The organism is Streptomyces silvisoli (assembly GCF_029269905.1).
GTDB classification, from domain to species: Bacteria; Actinomycetota; Actinomycetes; order Streptomycetales; family Streptomycetaceae; genus Streptantibioticus_A; species Streptantibioticus_A silvisoli_A.
Map to the genome: position 1 here is coordinate 404,585 of NZ_JARJBC010000004.1, position 20,110 is coordinate 424,694.

The 20,110-nt window shown below is 72.7% G+C and carries 13 protein-coding genes; 5 read left to right on the plus strand and 8 right to left on the minus strand.

All coding sequences use genetic code 11. The features are described from left to right. Positions 1-7: 7 nt before the first annotated feature. Entirely contained in the window at positions 8-3,463 is a 3,456-nt protein-coding gene (locus tag P3G67_RS09745; protein WP_276093052.1) for an ATP-dependent helicase, read from the minus strand. Between the two features lie 288 nt (positions 3,464-3,751). After that, a complete protein-coding gene (locus tag P3G67_RS09750; protein WP_276093053.1) occupies positions 3,752-4,150 on the minus strand; it encodes an MGMT family protein in 399 nt (132 codons plus the stop codon). A gap of 251 nt (positions 4,151-4,401) precedes the next feature. On the opposite strand from P3G67_RS09750, the gene P3G67_RS09755 reads away from it, so the two are divergent. The 5 genes from P3G67_RS09755 to P3G67_RS09775 all read left to right on the plus strand — a co-directional run bounded on the left by P3G67_RS09755 (position 4,402) and on the right by P3G67_RS09775 (position 13,841). Further along, positions 4,402-7,257 carry a lysylphosphatidylglycerol synthase domain-containing protein gene (locus tag P3G67_RS09755; RefSeq protein ID WP_276093074.1) on the plus strand — a complete coding sequence of 952 codons (2,856 nt, stop codon included), beginning with the start codon at positions 4,402-4,404 and terminating at the stop codon, positions 7,255-7,257. 168 nt (positions 7,258-7,425) lie between these two features. Then, complete coding sequence (modA, locus tag P3G67_RS09760) at positions 7,426-8,223, plus strand: molybdate ABC transporter substrate-binding protein (RefSeq protein ID WP_276093054.1); 798 nt, start codon at positions 7,426-7,428, stop codon at positions 8,221-8,223. After that, the gene (locus P3G67_RS09765; RefSeq protein WP_276093055.1) at positions 8,220-10,178 is read left to right on the plus strand and encodes an ABC transporter permease; all 1,959 of its coding nucleotides are present in this window, start codon (positions 8,220-8,222) and stop codon (positions 10,176-10,178) included. The genes modA and P3G67_RS09765 overlap by 4 nt, the downstream gene beginning before the upstream one ends. 200 nt (positions 10,179-10,378) lie before the next feature. After that, positions 10,379-13,006, plus strand: a complete 2,628-nt coding sequence (locus tag P3G67_RS09770) for a glycosyl hydrolase (RefSeq protein WP_276093056.1) — start codon at positions 10,379-10,381, stop codon at positions 13,004-13,006. A 157-nt stretch (positions 13,007-13,163) separates the two neighbouring features. Continuing rightward, the gene (locus P3G67_RS09775; RefSeq protein WP_276093057.1) at positions 13,164-13,841 is read left to right on the plus strand and encodes a VC0807 family protein; all 678 of its coding nucleotides are present in this window, start codon (positions 13,164-13,166) and stop codon (positions 13,839-13,841) included. Positions 13,842-14,016: 175 nt separating this feature from the next. Here P3G67_RS09775 and moeZ read toward each other — a convergent pair whose 3' ends face one another. The 6 genes from moeZ to P3G67_RS09805 all read right to left on the minus strand — a co-directional run bounded on the left by moeZ (position 14,017) and on the right by P3G67_RS09805 (position 20,016). Then, complete coding sequence (gene moeZ / locus P3G67_RS09780; RefSeq protein ID WP_269853369.1) at positions 14,017-15,195, minus strand: adenylyltransferase/sulfurtransferase MoeZ; 1,179 nt, start codon at positions 15,193-15,195, stop codon at positions 14,017-14,019. A gap of 180 nt (positions 15,196-15,375) precedes the next feature. Then, positions 15,376-16,098 (minus strand): spherulation-specific family 4 protein, encoded by a 723-nt coding sequence (locus tag P3G67_RS09785; protein ID WP_276093058.1) that lies wholly within the window; start codon positions 16,096-16,098, stop codon positions 15,376-15,378. Then, the gene (locus P3G67_RS09790) at positions 16,086-17,003 is read right to left on the minus strand and encodes an NAD-dependent epimerase/dehydratase family protein (protein ID WP_269853370.1); all 918 of its coding nucleotides are present in this window, start codon (positions 17,001-17,003) and stop codon (positions 16,086-16,088) included. The genes P3G67_RS09785 and P3G67_RS09790 overlap by 13 nt, the downstream gene beginning before the upstream one ends. Next, positions 17,000-17,134 carry a hypothetical protein gene (locus P3G67_RS09795; protein WP_269853371.1) on the minus strand — a complete coding sequence of 45 codons (135 nt, stop codon included), beginning with the start codon at positions 17,132-17,134 and terminating at the stop codon, positions 17,000-17,002. Before P3G67_RS09795 ends, P3G67_RS09790 begins: the two co-directional genes overlap by 4 nt. 42 nt (positions 17,135-17,176) lie before the next feature. Continuing rightward, the gene (locus tag P3G67_RS09800; RefSeq protein WP_276093059.1) at positions 17,177-18,319 is read right to left on the minus strand and encodes a hypothetical protein; all 1,143 of its coding nucleotides are present in this window, start codon (positions 18,317-18,319) and stop codon (positions 17,177-17,179) included. Next, on the minus strand, positions 18,316-20,016 hold the full coding sequence (locus tag P3G67_RS09805; RefSeq protein WP_276093060.1) for a glycosyltransferase: 1,701 nt from the start codon (positions 20,014-20,016) through the stop codon (positions 18,316-18,318). Before P3G67_RS09805 ends, P3G67_RS09800 begins: the two co-directional genes overlap by 4 nt. Between the last annotated feature and the right edge of the window lie 94 nt (positions 20,017-20,110).

Consider the following 20,110-nt stretch of genomic DNA (forward strand, 5'->3'; position numbering starts at 1 on the left):
CGAGCCGCTACTCCACCACCTGCCGCCCCTCGGGCCGGGCGCTGCACGCCCGGCGGAAGGCGCAGCGCTCGCAGTGCTGGCCCGGCGTGGGGGTGAAACGTTCGTCCAGTACCCGTCCCGCGGCGGTCGCCAGGAGGTCGGCTGCCCAGTCGCCGTCCAGCGGCGGCTGGGACTGCGCCTTCGGCAGGGCGTCGCCGCCCTCCTTGCGTACGGCGCCCTGGCGCAGGTGCACCAGTTCCGCGCCGCCCGGCAGGGTGCCGTGGTCGCCCAACGCGCCTTCGCGTACGGCGAGCTGGTAGACGGCGAGCTGCGGGTGCCGGGAGACCTCGGCGGCGGTCGGCGGCGCCCCCTTGCCGGTCTTGAAGTCGACCACGTAGAGGTGGCCTTCGGCGTCCCGCTCGACCCGGTCCATGCTGCCGCGGATCCGCACCGCGTACTCGCCCGCCTCCAGGGTGACGTCGAAGCCGTGCTCCGAGGCGACCGGTTGCCGACCGCGCTCCATGACGTGCCAGCGCAGGAAGCGTTCCAGTGCGGCCCGTGCCTGCTCCCGCTCCTGCCGCGACTTCCAGGGCGCGTCGAAGGCGAGCGCGTCCCACACCGAGTCCAGGCGCGCCATCAGCACGTCGAGGGCGGCGGGGGTGCGGCCGGTGGCGACCTCGTCGGCGAGCACATGGATGACGTTGCCGAAGCCCTGGGCGGCGGTCGACGGGTCGTCGGCCCGCACCTCCCGGCCCAGGAACCACTGCAGAGCACAGGTGTTGACGAGCTGGTCGAGAGCGCTTCCGGACAGCGCCAGCGGGCGGTCCCGGTCGCGCAGGGGGACGGTGGCGCGGGTCGGCTCGTCAAGTCCCCACCAGCGGTCCGGATGCGCGGCCGGTACCAGTGCGTACCCCTCGTCGTCCCGGAGCGCCGCCAGCCGGGCCAGCCGGGTGGCGGCCGCGGCACGCAGCGCGGGGGAGGCGGCGGGATCGACGGTGGTGGCACGCAGTTCGGCGACGAGCGCGGCGACCGAGAGCGGGCGGCGCGGCCGATGCGTCACATCGAGTGGCTCGACGCCCAGCTCGGTCAGGAAGCGCGACGGCTGGTCGCCTTCATCGGCCGGGGCCTTGACCGCGGTGACGACGAGCCGCTCCTTGGCGCGGGTGCAGGCGACGTAGAACAGCCGCCGCTCCTCGGCGAGCAGCGCGCCCGCCGGAAGCGGCTCGGCGAGTCCGTCGCGGCCGATCCGGTCGGCTTCCAGCAGCGAGCCGCGGCGGCGCACGTCGGGCCACAGGCCCTCCTGCACGCCCGCCACGACGACCAGCCGCCACTCAAGTCCTTTGCTGCGGTGGGCGGTCATCAAACTGACCGCCTCCGGGCGCACGGTCCTGCGGGACAGCACGTCCGCCGCGATGTCCTGGGCGTCCAGTTCTTCAAGGAAGTTCAGCGCGCCCCGGCCGCCGGTGCGCTGTTCGGCGCGGGCCGCGGTCTCGAACAGCGCGCAGACCGCGTCGAGGTCCCGGTCGGCGTTGCGCGCCGCGGCGCCGCCGCGCAGCGCGGCACGCTCCAGCCGCTCCGGCCACGAGGTGCCGGACCACAGCCGCCACAACGCCGCTTCCGCGGTACCGCCGCGGGCGAGGATCTCCTGTGCCTCCCGCAGCAGCCCGCCCAGCAGGTGGGCGCGCCTGGCGTACGCGGGATCGTGGGCCACCAGCAGCTCGGGCCGCGCCAACGCCTCCGCGATCAGCACGTCCGACGGCCGCGGCACGGCCCGTCCCGCGGCCCGCTCCTCCTCCCGCAACGCCCGCCCGAGTCGCCGCAGTTCGGCGGCGTCCATGCCGCTCAGGGGGGAGGTGAGCAGGGTGATGGCGTCCTCGACGGGGAGCCAGTCGGCTTCCGCCGGGGTCTGCGGGGTGGGCGGCCCCTCCTCCAGCGCCGCCGTTTCGGGGTCGTCGGCCGGAGTGTGGGCGGCCGCAAGCGCCGCCGCTTCGGGTGCGGGGTGCCCGTCCGGAACGAGAGCGTCCGGTTCCGGTGCCGAAGGCGTGTCCGTCGCGCGGGGGGCGGGCAGGACCGGTTCGTCGCCGCCCTCCCCGGCCCGCGTCAGCGCCGCCCTCGCCGCGACCCGCAGTGCCAGCAGTAGCGGGGCCACCGCTGGTTCCTGGCGTAGCGGGAGGTCGTCGCCGGTGATCTCCACGGGGACGCCCGCGGTGGTCAGGGCGCGGCGCAGGGCGGGGAGGGAGCGGGCGCCCGCGCGGACCAGTACGGCCATCTCCCGCCATGGAACGCCGTCCTCAAGGTGGGCGCGGCGCAGGATGTCGGCGATGTTGTCGGTCTCGGCGCCCGGCGTGGGGTACGTGACGACCGCCACGCTCCCGCCGCTCCGTACCGCCGCCAGCTCGCGGTGGGCCCGTACCGCCTCCGCGGGGAGGCGGGTGAGCGGCATCCTGCGGGTGATCAGCCGGGTCGCGGCGAGCAGATCGGCGCCCGCGCGGCGGGAGACGCCGAGCACCTCGACGGGGGCCGGGCGGCCGTCCATGCGGCGGAAGTCGGTCGGGAAGTCGAGGATGCCGTTCACGTCGGCGCCTCGGAACGCGTAGATGGACTGGTCGGGGTCGCCGAACGCCACCAGGGTCCGGCCGCCGCCCGCGAGCGCGCGCAGCAACCGCAACTGCGCCCGGTCGGTGTCCTGGTACTCGTCGACGAACACCGCGTCATACCGCCCGGCGCCCGGACCCAGCCGTTCCGCGAGCAGCGCCGCCCGGTGCACCAACTCCGCGTAGTCGATGGCGCCTTGCGCGTCCAGCACATCGAGGTACTGGGCGAGGAACCCGGCCGCCGCCGTCCAGTCCGGCCGCCCGGCTCCGCCCGCGAAGGCGGCCAGCTCATCGGGCCCGAGCCCCAGTTCGCGGCTGCGCGCCAGCACCGCCCGCACCTCGTCCGCGAAGCCCCGGGTGGTCAGGCAGGCGCGCAGTTCGTCGGGCCAGCGCAACGAGCCGAGGCCCGCCCGCTCCAGCTCGGCCTGGCCCGCCAGCAGATCCCGTACCACCAGGTCCTGCTCGGGGCCGGACAGCAGGCGCAGCGGATACGCGAACAGCTCGGGGTCCTGGTGGGCGCGGACGAACCCGTAGGCGAACGAGTGGAACGTGGTGGCGCGCGGCGCGCCCGCACCGCCGAGCCGGGCCGCGATACGGTCACGCAACTCCACCGCGGCCCTGCGGCTGAAGGTCAGCACCAGGATCCGCTCGGCGTCGGTGCCCTGGCGCACCCGCCGCGCCACCGCCTCCACCAGCGTCGTCGTCTTGCCCGTGCCGGGGCCGGCGAGCACCAGAAGCGGTCCGCCCGCGTGGTCAACCACCGCGCGCTGTCCGGCGTCCAGAACAGGGAGCACGGACGGTTCCGGACGGGTGCGGACCAGCCGATAGCCGCCGGCGGCCAAGGTGCGGGCCGGTCGGTCGGCGGTGGGACGAGTGGACGAGGAGGTCACGTGGATCGGCGGTTCCGGTTCCGTGCGGGGTGTCACTGGGCGCGCTGGCGCGGTTGTTCGCGGGCAGCCCTCGACGCTACGCGACGCGCCTCGGACGGTTCATCGCGGCTCTCTGCTTCAGCCTCCTCCCACGACCGCTCCCCTGTCCCGGGAACCACTCGACGATCATCCGCCTCACCCGTTCGGGGGCAGCGCAGGGCGGTGGCCTTGGCCGCTACTCCGTCCGGGCGGCGGCGAGCATGGCGGGTGCCCGAATGGCGGAAGCTGGATGGTGTGAACAGCCGGTCGTCAGCCGCCCCCGCCCCTCCCGCGTGCCGGGTCCTCCCCCGCGCGGCCGTCCCAGCGTGCCCGTGCCATGTCCAGCCGCGGTATGTGGTCGTCGGCGGCGCGCCCGGCGGAGCGCAGCGGGGTGCCCTCCTGGCGGTAGCGCGCGAGCGCGCGCAGTTCGTGTCCCGGCAGCAGCACGCCGTCCGCCCGCACCACGCGCCACCAGGGCGCCGCGCCGCCGTACAGTGCCATCACCCGGCCCACCTGCCGGGGTCCCCCCTCCTCCAGCCACTCCGCGACATCGCCGTATGTCATCACCCTGCCGGGCGGAATCAGTTCGGCGACGCCGAGCACCCTCTCCGCGTATTCGGGGAGCTCAGCGGGCTCCTCCAGGAACCGGTTCTCGCTCACGTCCCCCATCCTGCCGCACCCCACCGACAGCTCCGGCGGTTGTCCACAGGCCGGTCCGCTGACCGGGCGGCACGGCGCGTCAGCGCATACCATCCGGGGTGCACACCCTCGAAATGCCCCCTCATGCCCCCATACGAGGTCCGGCCATGCCACCATCTTCCGGGCGGTGACTGGTGATACGAGATCAAGAACCAACGGCCGGAGAGCTGGGCGACAAGGCGCAGGACGCACTCCGCGCCGCCTCAGGGCTGCCCGCGACCATGGCGGCGGGTAACCCCCAGGGGCACGAGGACCCCGAGCGGCCCGGCCCGGACCGCACGGGCGGCGACCCCGCGCCCCCGCCACCGGACCAGACCGGCCCACCCCCGTCCACCGACCGAGCGGACGACGTGGACCACGCCGGTCACCCCCCGCGCCCCGAACCCCCCGCGAGCGCCGTGGACGAGGTCGTAAGCGCCGCCACCGGCGCCCAGCGGCGCCCGGCGGGACCGGCCGAGCCGCCGTCCGGCGCGCACCCGGTGAGCGGGCCGCCCGCCGTGGAGCACGTCGACCAGCTCGCGGGCGACGAACCGCTGCTGGCCGCGCGGGTGCACCGCCCGGCGGACCTGCTCAGGTTCCTGATGGGCATCCTCGGGGTCGGCATCGTGCTGGCGATCGCCGGGTTCGCGCACGGCACCACGGCCGGTGTGGCCAACGACATCGCGAACGGCGCCCGCCACGCGCCGTCCATCCTCACCAGCATCGCCGGGTTCACCGCGAGCGTCGCGGTGCTGATCGTGCCGGTCGCGTTCGCCGTGGAGCGGCTGATCAAGCGGGACGGGCTACGGGTCGCCGACGGTGTGCTGGCGGCCGTGCTCGCGCATGGTGTTTCGCTCGCCGGTGACCTGTGGGTGACCAACTCCGCGCCCTCGGCGATCCGTGACGCGCTCACCAGGACCGCGCCGAGCGGTGGCATCACCGATCCCGTGCACGGCTATCTGGCGCCGGTCATCGCCTACATGACGGCGGTGGGCATGGCCCGCAGGCCGCGCTGGCGGGTGGCACTGTGGTTCGTGCTGCTGCTGGACTCCTTCGCGGTGCTCGTCGGCGGCTACACCACACCGTTCTCCATCATCACCACCGTGCTGATCGGCTGGACCGTCGCCTACGGCACCGTCTACACGGTCGGCTCGCCCAACGTCCGGCCCACCGGGCGGACGCTGCTGGCCGGCCTGCAGCGGCTCGGCTTCAGCCCGGTCACCGCACAGCGGCTGGACGACGGTGGCCCGGAGGCCGCGGACTCCGAACGCGGTCGTCGCTACCTGGTCACCCTGGAGGACGGGCCTCCGCTGGACATCACGGTGGTCGATCGCGAGCAGCAGGCGCACGGCTTCTTCTACCGGGTGTGGAGACGGCTGCAACTGCGCGGCGTCAACGAGGAGCGGCACAGCCTCCAGTCGCTGCGCCAGGCACTTGAACAGGAGGCGCTGCTCGCCTACGCGGCGATCTCCGCCGGGGCGCACGCCCCCAAGCTGATCGCCACCTCGGAGCTGGGCCCGGACGCGGTGATGCTGGTCTACGAGCACATCGACGGCCGCTCCCTGGACACCCTCAGCGACGAGGAGATCACCGACGCGGTGCTGGACGGAGCCTGGCAGCAGGTCAAGGCGCTGCAGTCGCGTCGCATCTCGCACCGCCGGCTGGTCGGTGAGTCACTGCTGGTGGATCGTTCCGGCACCCTTTATGTGACCGATCTGCGCAGCGGAGAGATCGCGGCGGGCGACATCGTGCTGCGGATGGACATCGCCCAGTTGCTCACCACCTTCGCGCTGCGGGTCGGCCCGGAGCGGGCCGTCGCCACCGCGGTGCGGGTACTCGGCCCGGACGCGGTGGCGGACAGCCTGCCGATGCTGCAACCGATCGCGCTCAGCCGCTCCACCCGCGCCACCCTGCGGCAGCTCGCCAAGGAGCGGGCGGAGCGCGAGCGCGCAGCCGTCATCGAGGCCACCCGCAGCAAGAAGACCGTGGAGCCCGCCCAGCTCTCCGCGGACCGCAAGGTCGCCAAGGCGCAGCGGAAGGCGGAGAAGGAGGCCGAGAAGCGCGCCATGGAGGAGGCGCTGGAGGCGGCTCGTGAGGAGGACCTGCTGTCGCAGATACGGCAGCAGGTGTTGCAGATCCGGCCGCAGGCGCCCGTGCAGCCCGCCCGGCTGGAGCGCTTCAAGGCCCGCACCCTGGTCAGCTACATCGCCGGGGCGATCGCCGGATACTTCCTGCTCTCCCAGTTCGCCCAGCTCAAGTGGGGCGACCTGATCAGCCACGCCAACTGGGCCTGGGTGCTGGCGGTGTTGGCGCTGTCCGCGCTGACCTACATCCCGGCGTCGATGAGCCTGCTGGGCTTCGTCCCGGAGAAGGTGCCGTTCGGCCGTACCGTGCTGGCGCAGGTGGCGGGGAACTTCGTCAAGCTGGTGGCGCCCGCGGCGGTCGGCGGTGTGGCGCTCAACACCCGCTTCCTGCAGCGCAACGGCGTCCGTCCGGGCCTGGCGGTGGCCAGCGTCGGCGCGTCCCAACTGGCCTCGCTCGGCGGCCACATCATGCTGCTGGCGACCTTCGGCTACCTCACGGGCACCCAGCACGCACCGTCCCTGTCACCGTCCCGCACGGTGATCGCCGGGCTGCTGACCGCGGCCGTCCTGGTGCTGGTCGTCACGGCCGTGCCGCAGTTGCGCAAGTTCGTCTCCACCCGGATCCGGTCGCTGTTCGCCGGGGTCGTGCCGCGCATGCTGGACATGCTGCAACGGCCGAAGAAGCTGGCCACCGGCGCGGCCGGGGTGGTCCTGCTGACGCTGCTGAACGTGGCCTGCCTGGACGCCTCGATCCGCACATTCGGCTTCAGCTCGATGAGCTTCGCCAGCGTCGCGGTGGTCTTCCTGGTGGCCAACGCGGCCGGGTCCGCGGTGCCGTCACCGGGCGGTGTGGGCCCCATCGAGGCGGCCCTGTCCGGTGCCCTGACCTTCGCCGGGATGCCCTACGACCGGGCGATCTCGGCGGTGCTGCTGTTCCGTCTCGCGACGTTCTGGCTGCCGGTGCTGCCCGGCTGGATCTCCTTCACCCACCTCACTCGCAAGGGCGCGCTATAGAGCTTCCTACGACGGACACGGCATCTGCCGGTCCCATCACCCGAACTTTGTTGCAGATGCGAGTGCGGCGGTTCTAACGTGCCGCATATGCGGCCCTACACCACCGGCCGGGCGGCCCGACGGGGCCGCACCATCGACCGCACTTGACGTGCAGCCCGGAGTCTCGCCATGCCTCAGACCCTCGTCCGCCGTGTCGCCCTGCCAGCCGTCGCCGCCGCACTGCTGCTGCCGCTGGCCGCCTGCGGCGGTGGCAAGACCAGCGCCTCCAGCTCCCCCAGTGGCAGTGGTGGCAGCGGCGGAAGGACCACCCTCACCGTGCTCGCCGCGGCGTCGCTCACCGACGTGTTCAAGGCCGAGGGCGCGGCGTACGAGAAGTCGCACCCCGGCACCACGGTCAAGTTCTCCTTCGCCGGATCACAGGACCTCGCCGCGCAGGTCAGCCAGGGCGCCCCGGCCGACGCGCTGGTCACCGCCGACACCGAGACCATGGACGGCCTGAAGAAGGACACCGGCACCCCGACGGTCATCGCCAAGAACCGGCTCACCATCGCCACCGCGCCCGGCAACCCCCGGAAGATCCACGGCCTGGGCGACCTGTCGAACACGGGACTCAAGGTGGTGCTCGCCGCCAAGCAGGTGCCGGTGGGCAACTACGGTGACAAGGTGCTGGCCGCCCAGCACGTCAACGTCAAGCCGGTGTCCGAGGAGGCCAGCGTGCGCGCCGTGCTGAGCAAGGTGGAACTCGGCGAGGCCGACGCGGGCATCGTCTACGTCACCGACGCGGAGTCCGCCAAGGGCAAGGTCGGCACCGTCACCATCCCCGACACGCAGAACGCGATCGCCTCCTACCCGGCCGCCACCCTCAACGGCTCCCAGCACGCGGCCGCCGCGGCGGACTTCGTCAAGTGGCTGAGCGGCCCGCAGGCCCAGTCGATCCTGCGCTCCGCGGGCTTCCAGCAGCCGTGACCAGCGACCGGCCAGCGCGGCGCCCCCGGCAGAGGACTCCCCTCGCCCTCGTCCTCCCCGCGGTGGCGGCGGTCGTCTTCCTGGCGCTGCCGCTGGCCGGTGTCCTCGTCCGCACCCCCTGGTCCAACCTGGGCTCCCGGCTGACGGCGCCCGACGTCACCGAGGCGCTGGGCCTGTCCCTCACCGTCTCCTTCTGGGCGCTGGCGCTGGCGCTGCTGGTGGGCGTACCGCTGGCGTGGGTGCTGGCCCGGGTGGACTTCCCCGGCAAGACGCTGGTGCGCGCCCTGGTAATGCTGCCCATGGTGCTGCCGCCCACGGTGGGCGGTGTCGCGCTCCTGCTCGGCTTCGGCCGAAGGGGCCTGCTGGGTCCGGCACTTGAGAACATGTTCGGGACAACGCTTCCGTTCTCCACCCCGGGCGCGGTGGTGGCGGCGGCGTTCGTCGCGATGCCGTTCCTGGTCATCAGCCTGGAGGGCACCCTGGTCGCCCTCCACCCGCGCTACGAGGAGACCGCCGCGTCCCTTGGGGCACGGCCGCTGCGCGCCTTCTTCACCGTGACGCTGCCCATGACGGCACCGGGCCTGCTCGCCGCCGCCGCACTGTGCTGGGCGCGCGCACTGGGCGAGTTCGGGGCGACGATCACGTTCGCCGGAAACCTTCCGGGAGTCACCCAGACCCTCCCGCTCCAGGTCTATCTGATGCTCCAGGACGACCCGGAGGGCGCGACGGCGGTGTCGCTGCTGCTGCTCGCGGTGGCGATGGTGGTGCTGATCGCCCTACGGGGCAGGTGGACCGGGCCGAAGCCCACCACTGTGACGACCGCGCAGCCCCGGACCAGCGGGGGCGACGGGTCGAACGGCCGCGCCCCGGAACCCCCCGCCGCCCCTCGTACGCCGCCGCGCCGGGACGAGGCGTGGCCGCTCGCCGCCGAGGTGACCGGCTTCACCCAGCTCGCGCTCACGGCGGAACCCGGCACCACGATCGCCGTCGTGGGACCCAACGGCGCGGGCAAGACCACCCTGCTGCGTGCGCTGCTCGGCCTGACGCCACTGGCCACCGCGCACAGGCTGGCCCTCGGCGGCGAGGACGTCGCCGCCCAGGCCCCCCACCGGCGCCATGTGGCCTGGGTACCGCAGGACGGCGCCCTCTTCCCGCATCTGACCGCCCTGGGCAACACGGCGTACGGCCTACGGGCCCAGGGCGTCCCCCGGCGCTCCGCCCGCGTCGAGGCGCAGGCGTGGCTGGACCGGCTGGCGGTGGGCGACCTGGCCTCCCGCAGGCCGGGGCGGCTGAGCGGCGGCCAGGCCCAACGTGTGGCGCTGGCAAGGGCGTTGGCCGCCCGGCCCCGGCTGCTGCTGCTCGACGAGCCGTTGGCGGCGCTCGACCAGTCCACGCGCGCCCATGTGCGGCACACGCTGCGCGAGCACCTGGCGGACTTCCCGGGGGTGTGCCTGATCGTCACCCACGATCCGGTCGAAGCGGTCTCGCTCGCCGATCAGGTGCTCGTGCTGGAAGGTGGGCGTCCGGTGCAGTTCGCCCCGCCCGCCGAGGTGTCCCGGCATCCGCGCTCGCCCTGGGTGGCCCGGATGCTCGGGCGCAACGCCTGGTCGGGCCGGATCAGGGACTCGGTGCTCGAACTGCCCGGTGGCGGCAGGCTGATGGCCGCCGAGCCGCTGCCCGACGGCGCGGACGGCGCGGGCGCACTGGCCGTGGCCGGGCCGGAGGCGGTCTCCTTGCACCGCGAACGCCCGACGGGCAGCCCGCGCAACGTCTGGCGCGGCCGGGTAAGGGAGTTGACGGCGCTCGGTGCGCGGATCCGCGTCCTGGTCACCGCGGACGGGCTGGACGCGATCTCCGAGATCACCACCGCAGCGGCGGCCGAACTCGCCCTCTCGGAGGGCGAGGAGGTCTGGGTCAGCGTCAAGGCCACCGAGATCACGCTGATCGCGCTGTAGGCCGCGGGGCGGCCCTTGGCACGACGCATACCGCGAAACCCCCAATATCTGACTGACCTCTGTCAAATTTTGTTCAAGTTAACGCCGCCAGCTCCCCCTCCGCACACCTCCCGTGATCGGGTCTGCCTCGCATCGCGACACCACGAGCCGTGGTGACAGCGGCCGTGGTGTCGTCCCAACGCCCGTTCGGGGAGGTTTTGTTGAGAGCACCAACCCGCACACACCGCACCAGACGGTGGCTCACGATCTATGCCCTGGCCACCAGTGCGGCACTCGTCGCCGTACCCGCGACAGCCGCCTCCGGGCACGGTACGGCGCCGGGCCCGTACGGCAACCCGTACCGCGCGCACACCGCCGGGCCCTTGGACGACGGGGGTGACAAGGGCGGTGAGGCCGACGAGATCGCCGAGGGCGCCGCCCAGTACGCGGAGGCCCGCACCTCGCCCGGCACCCTCACCCCCGGCGCCTACGGCGCCGCCTGGAACGCCCTGAACAAGTTGCCGTCAACCGGCGGCAGTTGGGCGCACGTCACCGGCCTGACCTACAACTCGGACGACCCCCGCTACCGCGACACCGACTCCAACTCCAGCGGCGGCTACGGCGATGTCACCGGCCGCACCGCGGCGCTTGCCGCCGACAACGACGGCTACGTCTACGCGGGCAGCGCGGGCGGCGGCGTATGGCGGTCGCGCACCGGCGGCGGCCACTGGCAGCCGATCAGCGACGCGTTGCCGTCCCAGTCCACCGGCGCGCTCGCCCTCGACCACGGACATCTGTGGCTGGGCACCGGCGAGGCGACCACCAACTCGGACGCGTTCCTGGGCAGCGGCGTCTATGTGCTGCGCGACCCCCGGAACGGCACGTTCAGCGCCCGCAGCCGGGTCGGCGGCGCCGAGTTGGACAGCACCACCGTGCACGAGCTGCGGTTCGGCGGCGGAAAGGTGTGGGCGGCGACCAGTCGTGGGGTGTGGTCGCACTCCTCGACCGATCTGCGCGGACCGTGGAAGCTGGAGTTCGCCCCCAATCCCTCCTACCTGCCGGGTGGTTCACAGGCGGGCGACCCCGACGCCCCCTACAAGAACATCGCCAGTGACATCGCCATCGACCCCAAGGATCCCTCCAAGGTGCTGCTGGCGATCGGCTGGCGCAGCGGCGACGGCTACAACGGCTTCTACGCCAAGGACGCCAGCGGCTCATGGCAGCGGGTCAACGCGCTCGGCGACCTGCCCACCACCAGCGACCAGGTGGGCGCGGTCACGTTCGCCAGGGCCGCCGACGGATCCCGCTACTACGCCATCGACCAGTCCCCGGCACAGTTGAGCGGGGGCGACCCGAACAGTTCGCTGGCCGGGATCTTCGTCTCGCCGTCCGGGTCCCCGTTCGGGCCGTGGACGAAGGTGACCGACTACAAGGCGCTCAGCGGTTCCGGATCCGCGCTGACCACGGCCAAGGACATGGTCGGCATCCAGGCCTGGTACAACCAGTTCCTCCAGGTCGACCCCAACGATCCCAAGCATGTCTACGCCGGCCTTGAGGAGGTCTTCGAGTCCAAGGACGGCGGTGCCAAGTGGTCGGCGGTCGGCCCGTACTGGAACTTCGACTTCCCCTGCTGGAGCGTCGATCCGAGCAAGCAGACCGGTGACTGCCACCAGACCACCCACTCCGACCAGCACGCGGTGGCGGTGGGCAGCTACCACGGACAGACCTACCTCTACGCGGGCAACGACGGCGGCATCTACCGGCGCCCGCTGAACGGCAGCCAGGACGCCTCCGGGCACGCCACGGACTGGACCTCGCTCAACGACGGCACCATCGACACCCTGCAGTACTACTCGGTGGGCGTGGGCACGGACCGTGAGTTCGGCGGGGTCTCGGTCACCGGCGGGCTCCAGGACAACGGGCAGTCGCAGCTGCGTGGCAAGGACACCGTGATGGGCTCCAACTTCGGCGGAGACGGCGGCGACACGCTCACCGATCCGGCCAACGGGTGCGACATCGCCCAGGAGTACGTCTACCTGGCGGTCAACGTCACGCAGAACTGCGCGGTGAACAACGGCGCCTGGGAGACCGACCCGTCCAAGGCCACCTCGTACGCGGTGGCGCCACCGGACAACGCCACCAACGAAGCCCGGTTCATCGCACCGCTCACCACGGACCTGAAGAACGGCAACACCTGGGTCGCGGGCGGACGCCACATCTGGGTGCAGACCCACGGCTACGCCATCCGCGACCCCAAGGAGTGGACCAGCGCCTTCGACCTCGGCGCCGGCCACACCGCGACGGCCGTCGCCGCCGAGGGCGGCAAGGTGTACGCGGCGTGGTGCGGGCCGTGCGACAGCGTGGGCTTCACCCGGGGCATCGCGGTGGGCAACGCGGACGGCACCGGCTGGCACCAGTTGAACCTGCCGACGACCGGTGCCTCGGGCACCGTGCCCAACCGCTTCCTGGCGGGCTTCGCCCTGGACCCCGGCAACGCCGACCACGTCTACCTGGCGGTCAACGGATTCTCCCGGCAGTGGACTTCAGGTCCGGGAGCGGGCGTCGGTCACCTCTACGAGTCCAGGGACGGCGGCGTGAGCTGGTCGGACATCTCGGCCAACCTGCCGGACGTACCGGCCAACTCGGTGCTCGCCCTGCCGGGCGGCGGGCTGGTCGTCGCAACCGACCTCGGAGTGCTGTACCGGGCCCCGCACGCCACGCGCTGGCAGCGGGTGGGACGGCTTCCGGCTGTCGCCGTGCTCCAGGTCAAACTCGGCCCGGACGGGCGGCTGTACGCGGCCACGCACGGCCGCGGCATCTGGTCCATCAGCGTGCGGGCCTGCCACTAGTGACAACGGGTCGGCGGGAAGCGTGCGTTCCGCTGCCCGCCGACCATGACATTTGTCCTGTCGGATTGTTGAGCGGTGACACTGCAGGTGGCACCCGCGTCTTCGCGAAGCTGAGACCACGAAATCGAGCTGGTACGGCGACGCGAAGGCGGCGGAGATGACCGAGAACTACTCCCCTCGTAAGGAAATGCTCAACAACTTCAAGCCGCTTGTCCTCGACCTCGGCTTGCCGCTGGGCTCCTACTACCTGCTGCACGACGCCTTCGGTGTCGACCTGTTGCTGTCGCTCGCCCTGAGCAGCGTTCCCCCGGCGGTGCGCACGTTCTACGGGTGGCTACGGGACCGCTCGCTCAACGGCCTGGCCGCACTGATGCTGGTGATGAACATCGTGGGCATCGCCTTGTCCTTCACCAGCGGCAGCCCCCGGATCATGGTGGCGAAGGACTCTGGTACCAGTAGCGTCTTCGCGATCGTCCTCATCGTCTCGGCGTTCTCGGGCAAGCCGTTGATGTCGGCAGGTCTGCGGCCCTGGCTGGTCAAGGGCAACGCCGACCGGGCCACCGCCTTGGACCGGCTCACCGCCACCTCGGCGCGGTTCCGGCGGATGGATCGGAAGTTCACCCTCATATGGGGCGCGACGCTGTTCGTGGAGTGCGTGGCGCGGGTGATCGGGGCGTTCACCCTGCCGGTGGCGACCATGGTCTGGCTCTCGAACGTGCTGCTGATTGCCGCCATCGTCCTGGCCAGCGTGGTCGGCGGCGCCGTCGCCGCCGACCCCATGGAGAAGATGATCGACGCCGAGCTGGCGCCCACCCTCACCCCCCAGCCCGCCTGATCCGCGCCGTCCCCAAAGCGGCGCCGGGCACGCAGTCCCGAAAAACCCACACAGCGTCCGGGGACGAAGCGCCGCCGGGCCGGGGACGAAGCCCTCAGAAAGGGAGGGGCTCCAGAAAAGGAGGGGCTCCGGGGGCTGGGCCCCCGGAGCCGTCGCCGTGGTAACGGACCGTATGTCAGTACACCGGCTTTTCGGGCTCGATCTGGTTCACCCACCCGATCACGCCGCCGCCCACATGGACCGCGTCCGCGAAGCCCGCGTTCTTCAGGACCGCCAGGACCTCCGCGGAGCGCACGCCCGTCTTGCAGTGCAGGACGATGCGCTTGTCCTGGGGCAGGTCCTGGAGGGCGTTACCCATCAGGAACTCGTTCTTCGGGATCAGCCGGGCGCCGGGGATCGACACGATCTCGTACTCGTTGGGCTCGCGGACATCGATGATGTCGATCTTCTCGCCCGCGTCGATCCACTCCTTGAGCTGCCGAGGAGTGATCGTGGAACCGGCGGCGGCCTCCTGGGCCTCCTCGGAGACCACACCGCAGAAGGCCTCGTAGTCGATCAGCTCGGTGACCGTCGGGTTCTTGCCGCAGACCGCGCACTCGGGGTCCTTGCGGACCTTGACCTGGCGGTACCGCATCTCCAGGGCGTCGTAGATCGTCAGCCGCCCGACCAGCGGGTCACCGATCCCGGTGAGCACCTTGATCGCCTCGGTCACCTGGATCGAGCCGATCGACGCGCACAGCACGCCCAGCACGCCGCCTTCGGCGCAGCTCGGAACCATGCCGGGCGGCGGCGGCTCGGGGTACAGGCAGCGGTAGCACGGCCCGTACTCGCTCCAGAAGACCGACGCCTGGCCGTCGAAGCGGTAGATGGAGCCCCACACATACGGCTTGTTCAGCAGCACGCACGCGTCGTTGACCAGGTACCGGGTGGCGAAGTTGTCCGTACCGTCGACGATCAGGTCGTACTGGGCGAAGATCTCCAGCACGTTGGAGGAGTCCAGCCGCTCCTGGTGGAGGACGACGTTCACATACGGGTTGATGCCCAGCACCGAGTCCCGCGCCGACTCGGCCTTGGAGCGCCCGATGTCGGACTGGCTGTGGATGATCTGGCGTTGCAGGTTCGACTCATCGACCTCGTCGAACTCGACGATGCCGAGCGTGCCGACGCCCGCCGCGGCGAGGTACATCAGCGCCGGGGAGCCAAGGCCGCCGGCGCCGACACACAGCACCTTCGCGTTCTTCAGCCGCTTCTGCCCGTCCATCCCCACGTCGGGGATGATCAGGTGACGGGAGTACCTGCGGACCTCGTCAACGGTGAGCTCGGCAGCGGGCTCAACCAGGGGTGGCAGCGACACGGGGACTCCGTTGGTCGGTTTGTCGATACGGTACGGCTCACCCCCGCGCGGGCGGGGGAGGGCGCCTTCCTCGTAACACTGCCACGTCCGTTGACATTCCGAGACACCCGTTCCGATGTGCGAGACGATTCACGCTCATATGCCGGGCAGAGCCGGATACGCGGGCGAAACCCCCTGGCCTCACCGACTGGGCGGTGACTGGTTGCACAGTATTTCCACCGCTTCGCCCCAATAGCTGGGCGGCTCGCGCCAGGGATCCACACCACCCGCACCGTCCTGGTCGGTGAAGTGCACCGTCGCCGCGCCCTGCCAGCGGGCGATCCGCATCGCCGTCTCAAGATGCGGTCGCGGCACGCTGTGCACCAGATGGCAGAACCGCTCCGGCGGGTGCTCGGCCGTCCACGGCGGCGCCTGCGACCAGCGGTACCGCGTCCACGGTCCGAGATAGGTCACCAGCTGGTCGGCCGCCTCCGCATAACCGGGATAGGGGTGTATGCCATGTCCCAGCACCAGATGGCTGTCCGCGCCGTCCGCCATGGCGTGCAGCGTGGCCGCCACGCGGCGGCACTCCGGCAGCCAGTCGCGGTCGGTGGGCGCCCGGTCGAGGTAGAAGCCGGTGATCCCGTACCAGTCCATGAAGTGGTGTGCGTCACCGACCAGTTGTGCGAAGGTCCGCCCGCCGTACGCGGTGTTGAGCCGCCCCAGCACCCGCACCCCGGCGTCCCGCAGCCGGGTCACCACCTCCGCGTACCGGGGATCGCGCCGCCGCCCCGGGCCGTCCACCAGATCCACCACCACCCAGTGCAGCGGCGCCCCGGCCTGGGCCAGCTCGACCCACTCCGCGGTGGCCCGCATCGGAACACCGAAGCCCGCCAGCATGGCGCCCGACGTCAGATGCGGCATGCCGCCTCCATCCAGATGTCCGCCAGCGACTCGTCGAGCCCGATCCGCGGCCGCCAGCCCAGCCGGTCCCGCGCGGTGCGCACATCGGCCTGCTGCCAGGCCCCGCAACCGTCCGGGTAGGGGGCGGAGCCCGCGCTCGGCGCCACCGCGGCCTCGTCGAGTTCGTGCAGCGCGCCACCGAACCCCGCGGCCCGCGCCAGATGGGCGACGGCGTCCCGCAGCCGGACCGCGCGGCCGGTGCCGATGTTGACCACGCCCTGCGCGGCGGACAGCGAGGCGGCGTGCACGGCGCGCGCGATGTCCCGCACGTCCACGAAGTCCCGCTGCATGCCGAGGCCGCCCAGCTTCAGATCGCCGTCGCCGCTCTGCATCGCCCGGCGCAGCGCCTCGGCCAGCCGCCCCAGCGGGGAGGCGGCCGGGGTGCCGGGGCCGACCGGCGAGAAGACCCGTAGCACGATGGCGTCCAGTCCGGAGCCGAGGACGAGCTCGGTGGCGGCCAGCTTGCTCACCCCGTACGGTCCGCCGGGGCGCGGCACCGCGTCCTCACCGGTCGAGGAGCCGGTGGGCGAGGGGCCGTACTCCGAGGCGCAGCCGAGGTGCACCAGACGGGCGCCGCAGCAGCTGCGGCGCAGCGCCTCGCAGACCGTGGCGACGGCCACCGTGTTCTGCCGGGTCAGCTCGCGGGCCCCGCCGCGGGTGGCGCCCGCGCAGTTGACGACGACGCCGGGGTGCACCGCGTCGAGGAACCGGGCGAGCGCGCCGGGGCTGCCGGTGGACAGGTCGAAGCGCACGTCGGAGTCGTCGCGGCGGCCGAGCGCGGTGAGTTGGACGGCGGGGTCGGCGAGCAGGCGCTCCGCCACATGGCGGCCGAGAAACCCGTCGGCGCCAAGCAGTAGCACTCTCATCGGGCGCCGCCCTGTTCGCCGAGGGAGACCACCGCGCGGTCGCCGACGGCCCGGGAGGCCGCGAGCGCCTGGTCACCGACCGTTCGGCCGCCGGGACCGCTCGTTCCGGCAGGCCGTTGATACAACATCATTTCTCTTGCTCCTCAAGGAACTTGCGTAATCCGCTGGATGGCTCACCGGACCACTGCCCGGTCGGCGAGGGCAGGGCGGACGAGGGTGACGGCGCGGTCGCCGATGTGCGCGCTGGCACGGCCGAGGGCGGACATCGCGTACCCGGTCAGGGCGACGGCGGCGATGGCGCACGCCACGGCCTGGACGGATCCGGGTCCCGCGGTGGCGATCAGGGCGCGCACAGGCGTGCCGCAGGCCCGTAACGCCGGTACCCGGCCGAGCAGTTGTGCGCCGAGGGCGGCCGCCTCGATGGCGCAGGCGCCACCGGTACCCGCCACCGCGGCGGACGGAAGGCCGTGTACGGCCAGGAGTCGGGCGGTGAACAGCAGCAGACCGAGCGCCACGCAACCGCCCAGCGCCACCGGATCGGGCCGTACGCCATGGGCCAGCACCAGGTAGCCGGTGGCGAACAGCGCGGAGAGCACCAGGGCGAACAGGCCGAGCTCGGCCAGCAGGGGCGGCCGCATCCCGGCGGCGAACTCGGCCAGCCCATGGCTTTCGGCGAGCACCGACCGGGCTTGCCGCGCGAACCGGCGGGCACACCAGGCAGCGGGCGGCAGCGCGAGGGCGCAGGCCAGGAGCCCCGCGCCGGTACCGGGATCAAGGGTGGCGGCGTGGGTGGTCAGCGACCACGGTCCGTAGAGCGCGAAGGCGAGCAGCCAGCAGGCGCACCGTCCGGCGCCGGAAGCGGGTGCGGCCCGCAGCGGCCCGCGTCGCAGCGCGGTACGGGCCGCGAGGAGGACGAGCAGCAGGGTGCCGCCTGCGATGACGGCGGCCCGGGCCGGGAGGGCGTGGGCGACGGCGATCCCGGCCGCGCACACGGCCCCGGGCAGCAGATGCCAGCCAAGTTGACCTGGCGTCAACTGCGTTGCGTCGGGCTCCTGGTGCGGCGCGTCGACGGGGGCCGCCCGTGGTACGCGTGCGTACAGCTCCTCCGCGAGGGAGAAGACGTCCCGGTGCCGGAACTGGGCGGCGGTGCGGTCGGTGACACCGTGCGCCTCAAGACCGGCGGCGATCTCCAGCGGGTCGACCGCGGTGGCACACAGCTCGTAGTGCCGTCGTATCAGGAGCAGCACCGGATCTGCCGGTCCGCGGCGGCGCGCCGACGGCTCGGCCGGTTCCGGCGTGGTATGGGGGTCGGTCATGCGTCCTCCCCGAGCGCGCCCACGGCGGCCGGTCGGCGGCGCGGCTCACGGACCGCCCAGGCCGGGGCGCGCTTGGCGCGCCCCGGGAGGCCGGGCGCGGGGCGCCAACTGCCGGGCACATGCGCCTCGGGAGGCTGTGCGAAGGGCGCGGAGGCGGTGTGCTGGGCGGCGGGACGGCGGTGTGCCACGAGGTCGAGGTAGATCTCGCGGAAGGCGGTGGTGTTCTGCTCGGCGGTGAACAGTTCCAGTGCGCGGGCGCGGGCTGCGGCACCGAGGAGCGCGCGGCGGCGCGGGTCGCGCAGCAGTCCCGCGCACGCCTCGGCGAGGGCGCTCGGGTTGCGCGGGGGAACGATCAGTCCGGTGCCGCCGATGACTTCGCGGACCGCGCCCACGTCGGTGGAGACGGTGGCCCGTGCGCAGAACATCGCCTCGACCAGGGTGGTGGGGAAGCCTTCCACGACGCTGGAGAGCACCACGACGCCACCGGGCGTGTAGGCGTCGACGGGTGTGGGCACGTAGGGTGAGCCGATCTCCTCGAAGGTGACCGGGTTCTCGCCGGGGGCGCGGCTGTCCACCGCCTCGTCGGGGAAGAGTTGGGTGGCGAGCGCACGGCACTGCGCCAGGTAGTCGGCCCGGCCGCCGCCCGAGACGATCCGCAGCCGGGCGGCCGGCACCGCCGTGCGGACCCGGGCGAACGCGTGCAGCAGCGCCACCAGGTCCTTCGCGGGCTCCACGCGGCCCACCCACACCAGCGTCGGATCGTCCTCCTCCGGCGTCCCGGCCTCGGCGGCCTCGCCGATCGCGGCGAGCCGTCCGGCGTCGATGCCCGGATGGACGGTCCTGATCTTCGTACGGGGCGCGCCGCAGCGCTCCTGCCAGCGGCGGATGTGGCCGTTGCCGGGGGTGAGCAGGGCGGCCGTACGGTAGGACTCGGCGGCCAGCCGCCGGTGCAGCGCCGCGAGCAACGCCCTCGCTCGGACGGGGAGTTGGTCGTGCTCGCGGTCAAGGTAGTGCTCGCGGAGCCGGACGGCGTACTCGGTGACCAGCAGGGGCGTACCGCCGTAGCGGGCGGCGAGCAGTCCCGGCAGGGTGGCCGGTCCGCCCGACGTGGCGTGGCAGAGGTCGGCGGCGCCCAGTGTGTGCTCGTCGTACCAGGGGGCGGACAGCGGGCGCAGGACGCGCTCCAGCGCCTCGGTCGCGGTCAGGAGGTCGTGGACGGTGGCGCAGCCGAGGAGCGGGTCCGCGCCGGGCGTCCGGCAGGCGGCTTCCAGGGCCCGTACCGCGGTTTCCGAGCGGAGGGCGGCGGGCAGGCCGGCGTGCTCACGGGCCAGGTCCGCGAGGCCGTAGAGGCCGTTGGCGAAACGGTCCGCCAGATCGGCGGAGCCGGGCGGGTCGGGACGTGCGGTGAGGGCGGCGGCCAACTCCTGGTAGCAGTCCACGAAGCGCCGGCGCATCGCGCGTCCGCGCGGGGGGGTACGGTCGCTGCCGGGGGGCGGCCCCCACAGCGGGTGGGTGTGTACCGCCCGTACGCCCGGGTGGCGTTCCGCCCATCGTTCGGGGGTGTCCAGGGGGTCGCGGCACAGCGCGTACAGTTCGAAGTCCTGGTCGGTCAGGCCGCGAACCAGGCGGTCGCACCATGCCAGAGGGTCGCCCTTGGGGCGCCGCTTGGCACCCTCCGTCAGCAACGCTATGCGCATTCGCGCACCCCTTCGTGACCTGGGACAAGACGACGGGATTGACGCTATGCCGACATGACGGTGGCGCGGCGGGCCGGTGTACGCCCCCCCCCCC